General features: G+C 35.9%; 15 protein-coding genes. 1 reads left to right on the top strand and 14 read right to left on the bottom strand.

Annotated elements, in window-relative coordinates:
• The 11 genes from COX77_03740 to COX77_03690 form a co-directional block, all read right to left on the bottom strand.
• Window positions 1-436: hypothetical protein (locus tag COX77_03740; GenBank protein PIZ98705.1), on the bottom strand; the 436-nt coding region annotated here is incomplete at its 3' end.
• Between the two features lie 73 nt (window positions 437-509).
• Window positions 510-2,279, bottom strand: a complete 1,770-nt coding sequence (locus COX77_03735; protein PIZ98704.1) for a hypothetical protein — start codon at window positions 2,277-2,279, stop codon at window positions 510-512.
• A 29-nt stretch (window positions 2,280-2,308) separates the two neighbouring features.
• Window positions 2,309-4,258: a hypothetical protein gene (locus COX77_03730; GenBank protein ID PIZ98703.1), complete on the bottom strand. Its 1,950-nt coding sequence runs from the start codon at window positions 4,256-4,258 to the stop codon at window positions 2,309-2,311.
• The gene (locus tag COX77_03725) at window positions 4,242-5,426 is read right to left on the bottom strand and encodes a hypothetical protein (protein PIZ98702.1); all 1,185 of its coding nucleotides are present in this window, start codon (window positions 5,424-5,426) and stop codon (window positions 4,242-4,244) included. The genes COX77_03730 and COX77_03725 overlap by 17 nt, the downstream gene beginning before the upstream one ends.
• A gap of 4 nt (window positions 5,427-5,430) precedes the next feature.
• Window positions 5,431-6,825 (bottom strand): hypothetical protein, encoded by a 1,395-nt coding sequence (locus tag COX77_03720; GenBank protein PIZ98701.1) that lies wholly within the window; start codon window positions 6,823-6,825, stop codon window positions 5,431-5,433.
• 68 nt (window positions 6,826-6,893) lie between these two features.
• Entirely contained in the window at window positions 6,894-7,817 is a 924-nt protein-coding gene (locus COX77_03715) for a hypothetical protein (GenBank protein PIZ98700.1), read from the bottom strand.
• Window positions 7,818-7,967: 150 nt separating this feature from the next.
• Window positions 7,968-8,591: a hypothetical protein gene (locus COX77_03710; protein PIZ98699.1), complete on the bottom strand. Its 624-nt coding sequence runs from the start codon at window positions 8,589-8,591 to the stop codon at window positions 7,968-7,970.
• A 282-nt stretch (window positions 8,592-8,873) separates the two neighbouring features.
• On the bottom strand, window positions 8,874-9,977 hold the full coding sequence (locus tag COX77_03705; protein ID PIZ98698.1) for a hypothetical protein: 1,104 nt from the start codon (window positions 9,975-9,977) through the stop codon (window positions 8,874-8,876).
• A gap of 24 nt (window positions 9,978-10,001) precedes the next feature.
• Window positions 10,002-11,099, bottom strand: coding sequence for a hypothetical protein (locus COX77_03700; GenBank protein ID PIZ98697.1), 1,098 nt, complete (start codon window positions 11,097-11,099; stop codon window positions 10,002-10,004).
• An 85-nt stretch (window positions 11,100-11,184) separates the two neighbouring features.
• A complete protein-coding gene (locus tag COX77_03695) occupies window positions 11,185-11,796 on the bottom strand; it encodes a hypothetical protein (protein PIZ98696.1) in 612 nt (203 codons plus the stop codon).
• A gap of 160 nt (window positions 11,797-11,956) precedes the next feature.
• Window positions 11,957-13,765, bottom strand: coding sequence for a hypothetical protein (locus COX77_03690; protein PIZ98695.1), 1,809 nt, complete (start codon window positions 13,763-13,765; stop codon window positions 11,957-11,959).
• A gap of 99 nt (window positions 13,766-13,864) precedes the next feature.
• Here COX77_03690 and COX77_03685 point away from each other — a divergent pair, with 99 nt between their 5' ends.
• A complete protein-coding gene (locus COX77_03685; GenBank protein PIZ98694.1) occupies window positions 13,865-14,122 on the top strand; it encodes a hypothetical protein in 258 nt (85 codons plus the stop codon).
• Between the two features lie 48 nt (window positions 14,123-14,170).
• Here the strand turns inward: COX77_03685 and COX77_03680 are convergent, their stop codons facing one another.
• The 3 genes from COX77_03680 to COX77_03670 form a co-directional block, all read right to left on the bottom strand.
• Window positions 14,171-15,115, bottom strand: coding sequence for a hypothetical protein (locus tag COX77_03680; protein PIZ98693.1), 945 nt, complete (start codon window positions 15,113-15,115; stop codon window positions 14,171-14,173).
• The gene (locus COX77_03675) at window positions 15,078-16,631 is read right to left on the bottom strand and encodes a hypothetical protein (GenBank protein PIZ98692.1); all 1,554 of its coding nucleotides are present in this window, start codon (window positions 16,629-16,631) and stop codon (window positions 15,078-15,080) included. Before COX77_03675 ends, COX77_03680 begins: the two co-directional genes overlap by 38 nt.
• Before the next feature lie 4 nt (window positions 16,632-16,635).
• A partial coding sequence (locus COX77_03670) for an ABC transporter permease (protein PIZ98691.1) occupies window positions 16,636-17,025 on the bottom strand: 390 nt, incomplete at its 5' end.

The following is a 17,025-nucleotide window of genomic DNA, read 5'->3' as shown; positions in this document are numbered from 1 at the left end:
GTAAAATATCAAATTGTTTATCAACATTACTCTGGAATTTTAAATCTGTGGACCGGACTTTATCTTTTTTTAGGAATTCTTTTCTTATAGGAATTCTTATTAAATATGAATAAGTTTTTAGATGTTCTCTAACTAAAGGTTCTAAAATTTTAGTTCTTCCAAATTTATTAACATAATAACAATATCCGTCGAGAACACTTCTGTCGCTTACGAGTGTTTCGCATTTTTCTTCTGCTTCTATTTCCTTGATTATCTGGCTTAAAATTATCCATATTTGGGATTTTTTTGTAGTATTTTCATTTAAAGGAAAAGGGCAGCTTCTTGCAACCTCACCCAGAAACCCTGCATCAATACCTTGTTTTTTTAATTTGCTCACAAGTTCATGTGCTAATGTTGTTTTTCCTGTTCCATGAGTCCCAATAAATGCTATTTTCATATAAATTAGGCTAGATTTTTAGTTGATTTTTAACAATACCATATAAATTAAACTATGTCAATAGCTTAAATACTTAATTGACCACTTGACCGTTATTTGGTTGAATTTGATCCGTTGATAAATCATTATCGATACTACCAATTGATTGGGTTAACGGTTGACTGTCAAAGCTGCTAGTGGCTACCAAATCAATATTTCTAACTAACTCCATAGTCTTACCCAAATCATTGATTGTTGGTTTAATTTCCAAATATAAATTCAACCGTGTTTCAGTGTCATTATTACGATCGTACTTATCTATGATCCACACAATATTTCCATTACTCTCAATTCGACCTAGGGAGGTATTATAATCAATCATTGTAACTTGGGGATTTAATATAACCTTCGCTAGCATCTGTTGCATGTTACCAATAGTTGGTGCTACCTGAATGCTTAGCCAATAGCGCGTGCTTTTGTTCACTTTTGGTGGCAAGGGACCAATGCCAATCTGTTCGCCGGTTGGTGTGTGATAATATAATTTAGCATCAACAGATAAACTTGGTGTCACTGTTAAATAATATAGTTTACTTCTGAGAAAATGACTTTGTTGATTTTCTTGCCAACTAAATTCGCTGGTTATTGCTATCTTGTTAGTACTTTCACCATTGGTGTTTGATATAATAAATTCAAAAGGTAAATAATTTTCACTTTGCGCTTGCAAAATCGGTATGTTTAATGTGCTCGGGGTAAAATTAGCTTCAACTCCCAGCCCTTGTGATTTCATATTAATAGTAACATTATATAAATCTTTTTTCTCACGATTAAAATAATATAATCTTCCAGAATATTTTTGACCAACAAAATACTGCTTACTCTCGGTTAATAATAAATCTAATACCACTTGTAAATTATTAGTTTGCACCGCTAAGTCCTGCCAGTTTTGTTCATAAAAAATATCATCGTTACCGATTGCTGTAGCCAGACCTAAGTGTGCTATATCATTTTTATCCGTTTGTAATCGGGCCTTGATCTGGACATTTTTTGGACTGTTGGCAGCTATTTTGTTAACTAATAACTGATAATCATTTTTAACTGTCAAGGCGGGATCAATAAAATACCAATCCGCTGTCGGATACAATCTTATTCTTGCTTGATCAATAGGGTATACTGATTTATTCTCCAATAAAATATTAATTATAAACGAATTGCCACTATATACTTGTTGTGGTGCCTCGATACTGATCTGCAGAGCGCTACTTGTAAACTTAATATCTGATCTAACTATTTTATTATGTGGCCAATTTTCTTGGCCATAATGCCAAGTTATTGCCCAGGGAATATTTTCCGCAACCGTTGCCCACTGCCAACCAATCAATATTATTTCACCACTGGCCCCCGCCGGTAAATCCCCCAACTGAATAATATTGTTTTTACTAATAAGTTCTTGATTGTTCTGTTGAGCAAATTTAAAATGATAACCACCAGGATCATCAATACTAAGATAACTGCCAACTAATGTTGTTTTATTTTTATTATGAAAGGTAACACGCAGCTGATAATCCTGACCACTAACCAGTTCCCCTACTGGACGGAGTTGCAAATCTAAATATTGATTACTAGTTAAAGGATGATGCCACCAAAATAGTAATTGAGCAAACAACAAAATCACTAAAGCAATCACACCCAAATCAATCCACAGCCAATGACGTCTTTGCTGATAAAGCGCCCGATAACGAATCGGTGTATAGTTAACAAAAATATTTACCACGCCACGGTTAACAAAACTACCAAAACGATACAAAACGCTTCGATTGTCCACAACCACTGCTTCTTCTTTTATTTTTTGCTCATTATTATCCATATTCACACTTTAATAATAGTCGTTTTAATTTACCAAGTAAACACATCGCGAGTACCAAATAAAATCTCGGTTCTGCCATCGTGGTCAATATCACTAGCCAGTAAATCAATATCGCTTTTACTCTGCTGTGTCCAGCTACTGGTAACTTGATTTTTATTATTTAATATTTGCATTAAAATTTTATTACCTTGTTTTTTCATCACTAGTAAATCATCGCTCTTATTACCATCAAAATCACCGACAGCAATCTGTAAACCACCGCGATATTTAGCATCACCAATCATCACCCCTGGTCTTAATAATCTACCGCGATCATTAAAATATTTAATTTGCGGTCCTCCAGCACTACTGGGTGTCGCCACAATTTCCGGCCAACCATTATGATCAATATCACCAACAGCGATATTGACGCCACCCTTAAACTTAGCATCAAAAGCCTGCCAACTTTTCAATTCTTTTCGTGTTTGATAACTATAAATTTTAATGGTTGAGCCTCCCTGATTCTGCGCCGTAATAATTTCATCTTGCTGATCATTATTGATATCAGCAACAATCATATTGATACTTCCTTGGTATTTATTAGTAAAGGGATATATTTTATCGGTTAGTACCTTTTCGCCACTCATAATCTGCCACCAGTTTTGCTGAGTAATAACCCGCTCTAATTGCTGATCTTTATTTAAATCTTTCTTGATAATTTTATATCCTCCGGCTATTCCTTTGTCATAAGCAAAAAAGCCTGCTCGTTTTTCTTGTCCACCGGATTGATAAGCAGTTATAAAACTACCATTACGAAAAGATGTGCCATTGACTTCTAATATTCGTCGTAAAAGAATCAAACCGTCTTGACTGGGCAAAGTAACACTATTAACGATTTCACCGTTGTTAACCCGCTGATCTTGTTGACCATTAATTTTCTCATATTCACCGTCCAGTTCATACTCTTGAGGCTGGTTACTGGTATTTAGTAAAACCAATCCTTGTTCATAGTCACGCGACCAAATACTATAATCACCATTCTGCGCTGTCGCGCTATTTGTAGCCAATCCTAAATTCTGATCATATTCATCGTACCACCACAAACTAGCATGATCTTGATCACCATAATCAAAACTGTAATAACTATCCAATAATAAAGCACTGCTCAAACCATAGCGCAGTAAACGATAGCTCGTGGGTTTATTTTGATTATTGGCATTACTATTAATTACGACAGTTGTTGGTTTCTGATAAATGTTTTGTTGTTTTATAACATCTCGGTAATTACTCGACCAACTACCACCATAGACATTCGGCCAACTCTCATACATACGACCATTAACTAAGTCAGTATAAACACTGCTGCTATTAACAATTATAACTTGCTGATTATTCAAATATTGACGAATATTAATTAATAATTTTCTCATACCCGCTTGCCACTCTTGATCAGTAATGTTTAATTGCGGATTGAGCCACTTAATCCCCGAGAAGCTGCCATCCACATAAACGCCGTCCCACAAATCACTGTTTAAAATATTATTAGCTAAATACTGTCCAACAAAATCAGTCCACCGCTGATCAGTGATATTAACCATCAAAGCTGCGGACCAAAACGATACCCGCTGACCATTGCTATCATAGAGCCATAGATTGTTATTATCCACATAATCATAAAAGTCGCGCCAAGGATTACCTTCCTGGGCTTGGGCATGAATCTTTTGTACTTCATTAGCTGACAAGTAAGCGAGAATTTTAACATCGGGATTTAGTTGTCTAATTTTCAGTAATGCCTCACGACTCGTTAACTGATTCTGCATATCCATAATCAATAAATCCCATTTGGCCAATTGCTGTGCTTCTTGATCATTAATCTGCCATTTCAAAAAATAGTTAGCTAATTGTCCATTACTGGATTGTGCTTGACCAAAAATTGGCCAACAAAAAAGTAATAATCCAATTACTAGCAAATATTTAATTAAATTATAATAAACTTTCATATATACTCATCAATTTTTGATAATAAATAGCAAAAGTATACTGCGAAAAACTGTTACTAGCGCCTTGTCGTAATTGTTCACGCAATTGCACCTGGGAACTTATTTTTTCAATATTTTGTTGCAGTGCCATCTGATCACCGCTCTTAAATAAGAGTCCATTGAACTGATCAATAACTAGCTCAGGTATACCACCAATATTACTAGCAATTACCGGGGTACCAGTTGCGAAGCTCTCCAAAATTACTAATGGGCAATTTTCTGGCCACTCCGAAGGAATAAGTAGTGCTCTGGCCTGACCAATAATTTTTGATATTTTATCAGAGCTCTGCTGGCCCAACCATTCAACGTTAGTTAATGCATATTGTTTTTGTAAACTTACTCTTGCTGGTCCTTCACCAACGATCACAAATCTTGACCGTGGTAATTGAGCTGCTACCTGTAATAATGTAGCAACTCCCTTTTCCTTACTGATACGACCAACGTAAACAAAATAATTTGTTGGTATATAATTCTGTGCTGAAGAAAATGTAAAATTTGGTAATATAATAATTTTATTTTGTGGATATACTAGCTGTAAACGACGAGCTAAATATTTGCTAGGACAAACAAAACAATCAATTTTTCGATAATAGTGTCGGTGCCAAAAATGAGCAACAATATCTACTAGTGAAGCTAAATAAGAGTCTTTGATCGCTTTATTTTTTAGTACCTGCCAATATAAATTCCTTTGCGGATCAAAAATCTGGTTTTGATGAAATAAATTATAATTAGGATTTATTAAATAATAATCATGAACAGTCATGACTGTCGGAATTCCTCTTTTTTTTAATAGACTAATAATTGATGGGGATAACTGATGATAGATATTGTGCAAATGGGCGATATCAGGTTGCCACTGTCTTAATAGTTTAGCTAAACGACAGCGTGCCTGCCAGCTATAAAACAAACGAAAAATCTTTTTGATCGCCGTCAGATCAAAATGCAACTGTCCAAAATTTAAATAATCCACAAAATATTTTTGGTCACTGGTTACTAAATTATTAGGGTGATGCATCGAAAAATAATGCATCTGGTGTCCTTGCTTCTCTAATTCTTGACCCAATTCTAAATAGTGACGATCAGCACCGCCCTGTAAATAATGAAATTTATTAATTAATAATATTTTCATTTGCTCAATATTTAATATATTTTTTAGCCTGACTGGCTAGGGCCATAGCAATACCAATAGGCAACCACATTTTTATCGAATAATAACCAGTATCAAACAACTGAAAAAATATTTGACCTACAGCTATAACTAAAGCAACCAAAGCAACTACGCGCCAGGGATTTTTACTATTCAGCGAACGATAGATTATCAATATCGTACCAATAATATATAGTAAGATACCACACCAAACTAACAAACCAATAATCCCCTGTTCCGGGAGAATCTTTAATATATAACCATGTTGCTCTACTGGCTGACCAAACTCCATAATAAAATACGGATCGCGACTGGCAATCGCTTGCCAGGTGCCAATACCAGTTCCTACCAAAGGGTGATCCAGAAACATTGACCAGGCTTTTTCCGTCATCGATAAACGCGCAGCATTAGAACTGAGAACAAAATCTGTTTGACCAAAAGTTAATAAATAAATAAACAGTGGTATTAAAGCGATAATTAAAATCCACCAATATTGCAAAATTACTGATCTTATTTTTCTTTGATAATAGCCGATGCCTAAAATTAACAGTTCCAAAGCTAGCGTTAACCACCCCGCGCGAGAAAAGGTTAATAAAATAATACCAATCATTAAAGCGACGGTTAAATAAAGCCAGCGACTAAATGATTCTTCCTGATACTTGTAAGCTAAAAGCCAAGTCAAAGGAAAAATAGCCAGTAAGCTTTCGGCTAATAAATTGTGACTGGCACCAAAAGGAAATAGACCCCACCAACTAAGCGGTGTTGCCATAGGAATAACGTGTCTGATTTCTGGCCACAGTAAAGATAACACTCCCATGATAGATAAAAATAATCCTACCGCACTCATACACCAAACAGCCGCCCATAACTTATTAGCTTTTTTTAGTAATTCTTGAGTCAAAAAATAATATAAAAGAAAATAGAAAATCCCAAAACGCCAGAAATATTTTAAACTTTCAGCTAACTGTTCTGGCCAAATATTTAGCAAGGATAAACTGCCGGTCAAAACTAATAGCAATAAACAGACTAAATTAATTTTTGCTTGTTGAGAAATTTGTATTTTCTTTTCCTGCCAGAGATAAATAATTTGCTGCCAAAACCAAACTATTCCCACGATGATAATTATTAAATCAGCATAAGGTATGTTTAATTCCCAACCAACCTGCCAGTAATTTTGATTGAAAGGATAAAGTAGTATCGCCAAACCAAACATCAATATTGGCCGGCGATAACTGACAATCAATAAGGCCAAAATAATCAAACAAAAATTAAGATAACTGATTGAAGGTAAAAATACTATCAATACTGCTAGGATGGCTATAATTAACCATTTTAGCAGTTCTAGGGCGTTTATTTGTAGTTTGTAGTCAGTGATACTCATAATTCTATTTTAATATAGAACTGTATCATAAAAAAAGGATTTTGTCAATACTGACAAAATCCTCTTGCTCATTGAGCTTGAATGGGAAAATAATTTGGTACCTGCCGCAAAATAGGGCTAGGTATTTTTTGATATCTATTACCTAGACCAGACATCGGCGTAATGGTTGGAATAAATCCCAACAGTGTCGCCTGATCAATACTGATCTTAGCTAACACCGGATTATCACCAGCCACCATGTCCATGGTAAAGATTTTAAATCTCTTTTCTGCAGGAATAGTCTGCCAAAAATTAACCAACTTGTTAAATTCCTGTGTACCGCCACCACAACCCTGTCGCGGAGTTACAAATTGCTGACCACCATTGAGATCAAACATAAATTGCTCTAGAATAATACCATCCACATCATCGGCAATGTAATAAATCAACTGTCCTGGTTCATTAACAACTAAAATTAAATTTGGATAGCGTTGTCTAATTTTTTTGATAAAATCAACACTCGCTACTAAATATTTATTCCAGTTACCCAGTAACAATTCAATATCACCAAAGGTATCCAGTAGCAATCCCTCACCGCCACGACTCATGGTCCAAGTAATACCGACGTTTAACACAAAATTCTGCCAATTAGTATCAGCGACATTCATGATCCAAGTACCAGAGAAATATGGATTGTTAAATAATCGCCAAGTACTATCAACGTCTTTCAGCCAAGCATGATACGTACGGTGTGCTTCTGATGCTTCCATAACAGCAATATACTGAAGACTGATCTTGGCCGGCATGTATTCCCACTTATCCATCCAACCGATAATATTTAGATCGTATAAATCTAAAGAATCAGTAATTCCCGGTTGACAGCAAGGTCCATAGTATTGGATATAGTTTTGCACTGCTTGCAGGTCATGCTTTTCCATACTGAACCAATCTTGCTTGGGTCGCATGAATTCATTACTCGGAGTACAGCCATTGAGCAGCAAAATAATAGTCATCACACTGACCAAATAAAATAGTCTTTTCACGAGAACACCTCTTTGTTTATTATATTTATTATATTAGTAAAGTTCGTTTCATAGTATCTTAACACAAAAAAAGAAGCCCGTCAAGATTTAATCTTGAGGGCTTCGAAAGTGAACTACTTCCTATTTGGAAGCGATGGTTTTGCCATCGTAGACAATTTGGAAGTTTTTAACGTTCTCACCGCGCCAATTATTGGTCACAGTGGAGCCGCTAATTTTTATATTAGCAGCACAGAATGATACGGTTTCTTTATCCAAATAAGAACCGTCACTCATTAATCCATTAAATAAATTAATGCCGTACTTAACGGGAATACGAATTGTTCGTTTCCCATCAGTATTCTGATGCGTCCATTCGGTTCCATCCCCCCAATATTGAACACAGCCAGCTGGTAAAATAACATCCATATATCCTTGCGGGACATTGTAGATATCACCAGTTTCATTCGGTGTTCCTAAATCGTTATCAGTATTTAACTCGGGCATATTGCCGGTTACCTCTGTCTCAACAGTAGCAGTTGGTATTTTTTCTGTTTTGCTTGGAATATTGACCGGAATAGCTGATGTTGAAGTCGGCATTTTAACAACAACTGTTAATGACTTTCTTTTCTTCAATTCTGCTAATTCTTTTCCTAGTGCGTTAACCTTTATTACCAGGGAGTCCTGTGGTGTTAATACGGAAACTGAATCTTTCTGATCCGGTTTTGTGCTATTACAGCCCTGACAATTAAATGGGCCGAAAAACATAAACAGTACGAACAAGATCAGAAGCACAATAACTACATAAGGTGCATACGTTTTCATTGGAACTTTTCCTTTTTTTGTTTTTGAAAATTTTTTAAAATCATGAAATAAATTATTGCTGACGCTGAATATTTAAACATCGTCTCTAACTACTAATAACACGTGTCATTAGCGCCAGCAATTGAAATGTGGTTACAAATAAATAACTAAGTAACTCAGCACTAAGAAGAATAATACAAAAATAATCAAATGAATGATAAATTTTTTATTCATATCAATTCTTTCTTAGGGTTTGGTACTAATTGCCAAAATAACATTATTGGTATCCTGTAGTACCACTTGATCCACTAATCTGAATTTGAAACGATATTTATTACTGGCATAAGTAATCAAGTGGTGTAACTTAAATCCACCATATGCAACATTGAGAAAACATGCAGTGGTATCAGGATTATTATACCCTTCAATCCGGCAAAATATTTCAATATTCTGCGCTAAGGCCACAATCGTACTGTATTCGGAATTGTTATCCGTCAGTACGAACTCTCGATTGCCATACTGCGAATCAAAGAGATACGCCTTAACTAACTCATACGATACAACCTTAGAAAGTGCTAATTTACCAAGCGTGGTTACGGAATCTAACAACTCTATAGTCCCACCGGCGTTGACTTGAAATCGGATATGACTACCAGAAATATTGGTCAGACGTAAATTACCAAATACTAACGAGTCAATACTGTTATTGCCTCCTCCTTCCCAGAAATCATATTTTTGAATTCCAGGTAAGGTCAGAAATTCATAGGCATAATAGCCAGGATCTGTCTGCCAAGAGACATTCACATTACGGAACCGAGTCATGGTTCCGTTCATGTAAAACGCACGACTGTTCGGAGCATAAATCCGAACCTTAATTCGTACTGTGTCCTTGACGTTGTTAGTACCCTGAATCAGAGATCCGGTAGGACTTACTCCAAAGTGGAAATATGGTCCTTCGTTTTCTGACATCGACCAATTCTGAGGTAGACTGCCAGCCAACTTAAATCCGTTCAGTAAAAAACCGCGAGGGGTCATTAATCTACCAACGTAGTTGGTTTTTTCATTCACTGCGGTTGTAATCCGCAATGAATCTTGGATCAAAACCTCTTTGGTTTCGGTCGCTGTTTGCGCGGTATTCAGAAACATATTGCTATGAATCCAAACACTATCGGTCCAGCTAACCTTATTTAATCCTTGAGTGGTCCGGTCGAGCTCCAATAAAATTGAAGTAGCCTTACCAAGCGCTGTCGGATCTTGCGGCCCAACAGGATTATCACCGGGTTTTTCAAAAAGTGAACAACCGGTCAGAAATAGAGCAAACAATGCTGCACTCAACATGAACTTTTTCATTCTTTTTTCCTTTTTTTAGAACTGTTAAAACTCTGTTAATTTGATATTGCAAGTAATTTGAAACTTAATCACGTCAGTTTTCTTCGTTCTCAAGTTATTCCAAGCGTCGATCTGATTGTATTGGCCTATTGACCCTTCTAGAAAAATATTATCGTTTTGATAGCCAGCAACAATGCCACCAGGTTTTGGTGACAAGTAATTACTGTATTTCCCATCCAGATAAGTAGCTAAGCCACTTTCCAAACCAATAAAGTAATTCTCTGGAAACAGATAATAAACCTGAACCCTTCCTTCGTTGTAGAGCCATTCTTGAACAGTAGCTTTGGCGCCATAATAGCTAGGCGCTAGTTTTATTTGATCGGTGAAGGAAATTGTGCCTTTGACATATCCCTCCATATAATTGTTACTATATTGTTTTTTCCAAGAATATAAATAACCAATATTGGAGTAAATTTTGATTTGCCAAATATCCAGATAGCCATGCAATCTAGCCATGCCCATCGGTACTGCTTCGCTTAACTTAATATCAATTTTTGATGGACGATAAACTAAACCGCCACCCAGATCAACGCCCCAACCGGCACCAACGTCAAAAAGACAATTTTCCCACTTGTGGGATTCCCAATACCGAGCCAGTCCCATCGTTCTACTAGCAGTAACATAGCCAACGCCGTTTTGACCATAATAGCCAAATTCCACATTGGCACTATAGGAACTTGTGGAAGAATGTTTCGAACTACTTCCGCCTAAAGGTAAATCGCTAGTTACAAAGGTTGTATCACCACAATTGGTGAAATTAATACCCGAACTTTGCCAATACCAGTTATTGTTACTCTTAACTAAAAGGGCTTTTTGGCTCCCTGTTTGGTAATACCAAAACGTACAGCGGGCCCCGATATCGATCCAGGCGTTTGATTTAAAACTATTATCAATAATAGCGCCATCAAACTGCCGAGCAGTCGATAACCTAACCGTTTCGCCGGCTGTGGTACCAACAATTTGCGCCACACTTTCTTGGATATTCGATGGCCAACCTGTTTTTTCCAATACTACTGAATTTAACTCCTGTGCTAAAGTTACATAACTGAACGCACACAACAAATACAAAATCATTTTTTTCATGATTTTCTCCTTATGATTGATTTATTTATTTTTTAATGTTCTTTTTGAATCTAAGTGTTATATATTAATAAGGCACTTAACAAATTTAATCTTCTCGTCTCTTATCAGGCTTCAGATAAACATACAGTAGACTTAACACCAATCCCAATCCCAATGCTTCTAAGCCATTAACTAACAAATTCGGCTTTACTGGATAACGAGAAGTAATAGGTTTATCAATTAATTTAATTTGTACTTGATCGGTTGGCCCATAATACTCAGAGCCCTGACCAATCACAATGGCGGAAACTGCTTGTACTAGTTGTTCGGCTTGATTACGATCAACGCTATAAGCGGTAATCTCTAACAAAGATGTCTGTGGTACCATCTGAATATCAATTCGTTGCTGCCATAATTTTCTGCGTTCTCTTTCTGTTTCACCCCAATCCTTACCAATGTTATAACCAGCAGTCCAAACTTTATCAAAAAAAGAACTGCTATAAACAACTTCGGAAAACATATTACCAATTTTTTCTGCAGCTTTGGCAGCTAAATATGAATCTACTGATTGCGATTGATTCTGAATAATTAGCAATCTTGTAGTACTACCATAATGTTGCGGCAATACTAGAGAAACTATCATTACTATAGCTACTAGGCCTAAAGTAAGAGAAATAACTGAATTTTTGTGGTTTTTTAACTTGTTTAAATAAGTCATAAATGTATTATATCAATTAAGATTAATAAAGGATCTTAGCAAATTTGCATAAATTTGTCAAGTCCCAAAACCTTAACTATCACAATCTTAGCTAATGTCCGGAAATTAAGCAATAAAAAAATACCTCTGGTGAAGCATATTAAAACAATAAATACTTTGACTATTTGATCACTAAATCAGTATTGACCGAATAATCTTGCCAGTTTTCTTGATTGATACGAATACGTAAATTATCCTTACTACCTGGTTGTTTTTGATATAACAAATGATAGGGCGAATAATAAGCAGGCAGTCGATAACTGAAAACCAGTTCACCGCTCTGACCCGGTTCAATCGAAATGAATGCACCAAAATAGGTTTTACCAAATTCTTGTCCCACATCAATAGCGCCCGGTTTAGTACTACGATCATTTTCCATTGCACCCGACCAATAATTTAAAATAGCGCCTTGGGGAACATAAATACGAGTATATGTTCGATACCTGGTACTGTCCCAAGAAAAAGAACCCTGGTGCTGATACTTGATTTTCACGGTTGCTAAATAATAAAACTGATCATTACCGATAACTTTTTTTTGCACTTCATAATCAATAGACCTATTAACATACTGATTAGATTTATACGCTGCCATATTACTATCAACCACCATTAAATAATCAGCAGAACTTGATCTTAGCTCTCCTGACCAATTATTACGGAGGGCTAGTTGCTGATATTGATCGGTGGGAAAATAAAAAATAATATCTTTGTTTTGCAGATTTTCATGCAAAGAGCTAGCGGCTAACGCTAACTGTTTTAAATCTAACTGCCACATGCGCTCAACCAAACGACCGGCAAGCTGACCAATAATATCCTTGCGGTCCCACTGATTTGATCCGCGAGTTGAGTAATTTTTATCTACTTCAAATTGCAAAGTAGACAAAAAATTATCCGCTCCATAATTTACCCCCTCGACGATCAAGCTACCAGCTACAGATAATAAACCACTGATTACGTTGGGCGTAATAGCAATCACGCCATCAATTTTTTCTGTCCCGCCTTCCAAGCGATAAAAACGCAATGCTGACTGAGCGCTCGTGGGAAAGTCCGGTGACCAATTGGCATCGCGCAAGTACCAATACTTAACATTTAAATACTTTTTAATTGGCGCTGGTGGCTCAATTTCCAATTTACCAATTACTTGGCTGTCTAAATGATAAATGTCATCGGTAAATAATTTTGTTATTTTCCCGTTGGTCAATGTTAAGATACCATAGCTGCCCCAAAAACCACCAGTTGGCCGCATCTCATTATTGTTTTGAAATAATAGTAAAAATGTTTTTTCTTGCTCATTACTTAAAAAAACCGGCGCTAATAATAGTACCTCTTTACTGCCGGCCGTTACCTTGACCATATTTTCCAATCCCTCTGCTAAGCCTGTTAACTGCTGCCGATAATTAATCAGTAATAAGTGATTCTGTAACGAGATAATGTTTTGTCGGGTGCCACTAAAATCATCTTCTATTTCCGCCATAATCGTTGCGGCTTTATTTAACGACCCGATAAAACTTTCTTGCCCATGTTTGGCTAAATATGCTGATAATAAATTAGTAGTATCTTGCTGATCGATAAAATCAGCATATTCGGTAAAAAGTAGCTGGATATTACCAGTTATTCTCTCAACTCGCATCAAGGAATCATCAACTGCAAAATAGACTTGTCGCAAACCTGGCAAATAGGCCAAATAAAACAAAGATTTTGCCTGACCACGCATTGCTTGTAAATTGTGATTAATAATCTCTACGCGCTCTTGTTTTTGCGTAATAGTTAATTGTTGATAGCTGTTAAAAAATTGCGAACTCTGTTCCGCTACCTCGGCTAACGACCACAATAAAGAATTTATTACCCAAGCCGAGTAAAACAATACAATTATCAACAAAATAAAAGCTATTAACCAATAATATATTTTTTTGCTCTTTTTTCTAAACATGACTATGCTATTATAACAGATTTGACAAATTTGCAGAAAGGAATAATAATATCGTTACTTAAATTGAACTTTTTATCAAAATTATCCAAGGAGTTACTCATGCCCAAATATTCATTAAATGAAATCCTCCAACTAATCATTAATATCATTGCTGAAGAAACTGGTGTCATTGTGACAGATTATGCTAATCTCTATAATGAAATTCTTAACTATGACTATTTAGATACCATCAATATCTTCCAAAAAATAAATGAGGTATTGAAATCATCGGCTACTCTAGCAATAGGCAAAGAACATGAGATTGCCTCAGCCCAAGAATTCGCGGAAATTTATCTGGCCGCACTAGAAATTCAATAATATAAAAACCCGTCGTAAATAAAGACGGGTCTTTTTTTTAATACTATACTATTTTTTTAAATTTTTAATTTCCTGATCAATGTTAACATATAATCCTTTGCTGATAATATAAACGATGTCACTATCGCTACGCGTAACCCAATACTGGTCCTGATCCTTAGACCAAAAATTCAATTCTTTCAATCCTTCCGGAGTAGTTATTTTCAAAATCAAAATTTTTGGTTTAGCTGACAAACTTTCTTTCTTCTCGGCAGAAATATCGAGAGCTAAAAAATTTGCTAAAGACGTAAAAACCGGTTGTAATTTATTTTCATCAATAATAATATTGGCTGGAGTAGTAAACGACCACTTGTTATCCTTTTTTTCTATGATCATTTTCCCAGCCCACTCCACTCTTTGTATTTGTCCCTCTGTTGCTTTAATAATAGTTAAATCACGCCAGTCGCTCTGCTCAATAATTTGTGTTAAGGGTGAATTTACTAAATAAACATCGTTGCTATTTTCTAGTCGCACATAAGAGCTGGGCCAACTTGGTCCGTACTTACCAACGATCAATCCTAATTGTTTCTGTTCACCACTCAATAAACTTAATTGCCAGCCACTCTCATCTACCTGAAAGCTTTTCTGCTTATCAGGATTTTGGGAAAACGGCTGATCGAAATTCATTGTTGCTACGGTTGCAAGTAGCTGATCAATCGCTTCTTGATTGGCTGGCTGATTGTCTTTGTTTGCTATGAACCATTGATTATTATTTTTTACTAGTTGATAAATCGTATCTGCTCGTTGCAAATTAATATGATCAACAGTCGTACCGACACGAGAAAAATCAAATAGTTTATTTTTTTTAGTTGGCCAATAGTAATTGGCGCCAATTAACAGTAAAATCAGCAAAAAAACTAGTAACCAGCGATTACTTTTACTGATCGGCGGGATACTATTCTTAATTTTCTGCCAGTTAAATAAAATCTTTTTTTGCTTCTCGTCGTCGGACATATAAACGGATAAAGCCAAAGATGGCTAAAATTAATGAAGGTAAGAAAATATTCAAATATTTAATAACTTGTCGCCAGCCATTATCCATCTCCTTAATTGGTCGTTCAGTAATATTCTTAGCGCGAATCGAGATTAAATCTAAATCTTGAGTTAAACCATCTACTAAATTAGAGAAGAAAACCATGTTACCAGGATTGCGACTGATAAACATGTCATTAATAAAAGCGGTATTACCTACGACAATTAATCGGGCTTGATCAACTTTTTTGATTATTTTTGTATCTTGATCCTGAGCAAAAAAACTATCAAGGCTACCAAATTTAGCCGCGGCTAAAATACTTGGTTGCATGTCATTGGCCGTCGGTGGCACTTGTTGCTGCGGATGTAAATTAAATTCACCCGTTTGCAACCAGGAATTAGTTGAGGATTTCACTAAATAAAAAGTTTTATTACTATCAGTATTACTTTCTTGAATAGACAAGGAACTTGTCCATGGTAATGTTACTGACTGTAATTGATTCACTAAAACAGAATCTTGATTCATGCCACTATTAATTGCTTTGACAAAAAATGGATAGGGTACAATAAATTGCACATAACCAGTATTAAAACTGGCCATCTCATTACTGGCGTCCAAAACTAAATTTTGCTCAATCTTAATACCATAACGTTCAGCTAATTTGTCTAAACCATTGCTCTGCGCTTGCGCTTGCAGCTGGGGTGAAACAGCAACACTACCGGATAAAATCAATAAACTATTTCCTTTCATCAAAAATTGATCGATCTTTTTTAATTGATCATTATTCAATACACCGGCTCCCGAAAAAATAACTAACGTCTTGACCTCGGCGGGTATTTCTTCTTTCGCTACATCAACTGGTACCACCTCGTATTGTTTACTTAAATATTTCAGTGCTTCATCATAGCCCTGTCCTTGTGCCACTTCTGCGCTAGTGGTTAAATAAACACCAATTACTGATTTTTGTTCGGCCACAACTCGTTTTATCGCTGAGGTTAAATCATATTCCAGAGTAGTTGCGTCCTGTACTACTGGCAGTACCTCTCTTTTTTCACCATATAAAACGGCAATACCGAAGTAGCCATTAGCTACTTGGTATTTGTCTTGCTCTACTTGAGAAAACTGTACGGGCGGAATACCAAGCGAGGTTGCTTCCTGTTCAATAGCTTTATCGTCGGCTGGATCCAAATAAATTATTTTGATTTTCTGTCCGGAATAATTACTATATTCACCCAATAAATCAGCAATTTGCTGCTTCAGGGGTACTAATCTGCCTGGCAAATCCTTGGTAATAAAAGCCTTAATAGTTATCAAATCATCTAAACTGCTGACAATTTTTTTGCTAGTTGGCGATAAGGAAAACTGTTGTTCAGCAGTTAAATCAAGGCGTTGATAAAATAGGGAGGATACAATATTTAAAGCGACCAAAACCACCAAGACAATAAATATCTGAGCGCGATGGTTTAGCTGATAAAATCTTTTCTTATTAATATTCATATGATTATTTCCAATGTCTGGAAGCTAAGGATTTAATATTTAAGAAAAGGAAGAAACCGATAAAAGATAGGTAGTAAACTAAATCACGGCTATCAATAACTCCTTTGGTAATATTACCAAAATGAGAGCTGAGGCCAAGATAACTCAAAACACTAGCCAGGCCTGTACCAAACAAATCAACTACGTAACTACTGCCAATAATATAAAAAAAGAAATTAGCTACAATGGCCACCAATAAAGAGATGATTTGATTTTTACTTAAAGATGAAATAAACATACCCAGCGCTAAATAGGCAGCTCCTAAAAACAACGAACCTAAATAACCGCCAGCTACTACACCCCAATCCAAATTTCCTAATAATGAAACAGTGATTGGTATCGTCAAAGAAAGTAG

Source organism: Candidatus Komeilibacteria bacterium CG_4_10_14_0_2_um_filter_37_10 (assembly GCA_002793075.1).
GTDB lineage: Bacteria > Patescibacteriota > Patescibacteriia > UBA1558 > UBA1558 > UM-FILTER-37-10.
This window is presented reverse-complemented; position numbering and strand designations above follow the sequence as displayed.

Coding starts and splice junctions, on each gene's coding strand:
- COX77_03735 (PIZ98704.1), bottom strand. CDS start 2,279: ATGGATAATAATGAGCAAAAAATAAAAGAAGAAGCAGTGGTTGTGGAC.
- COX77_03730 (PIZ98703.1), bottom strand. CDS start 4,258: ATGAAAGTTTATTATAATTTAATTAAATATTTGCTAGTAATTGGATTA.
- COX77_03725 (PIZ98702.1), bottom strand. CDS start 5,426: ATGAAAATATTATTAATTAATAAATTTCATTATTTACAGGGCGGTGCT.
- COX77_03720 (PIZ98701.1), bottom strand. CDS start 6,825: ATGAGTATCACTGACTACAAACTACAAATAAACGCCCTAGAACTGCTA.
- COX77_03715 (PIZ98700.1), bottom strand. CDS start 7,817: ATGACTATTATTTTGCTGCTCAATGGCTGTACTCCGAGTAATGAATTC.
- COX77_03710 (PIZ98699.1), bottom strand. CDS start 8,591: ATGTTTTTCGGCCCATTTAATTGTCAGGGCTGTAATAGCACAAAACCG.
- COX77_03705 (PIZ98698.1), bottom strand. CDS start 9,977: ATGAAAAAGTTCATGTTGAGTGCAGCATTGTTTGCTCTATTTCTGACC.
- COX77_03700 (PIZ98697.1), bottom strand. CDS start 11,099: ATGAAAAAAATGATTTTGTATTTGTTGTGTGCGTTCAGTTATGTAACT.
- COX77_03695 (PIZ98696.1), bottom strand. CDS start 11,796: ATGACTTATTTAAACAAGTTAAAAAACCACAAAAATTCAGTTATTTCT.
- COX77_03690 (PIZ98695.1), bottom strand. CDS start 13,765: ATGTTTAGAAAAAAGAGCAAAAAAATATATTATTGGTTAATAGCTTTT.
- COX77_03685 (PIZ98694.1), top strand. CDS start 13,865: ATGCCCAAATATTCATTAAATGAAATCCTCCAACTAATCATTAATATC.
- COX77_03680 (PIZ98693.1), bottom strand. CDS start 15,115: ATGTCCGACGACGAGAAGCAAAAAAAGATTTTATTTAACTGGCAGAAA.
- COX77_03675 (PIZ98692.1), bottom strand. CDS start 16,631: ATGAATATTAATAAGAAAAGATTTTATCAGCTAAACCATCGCGCTCAG.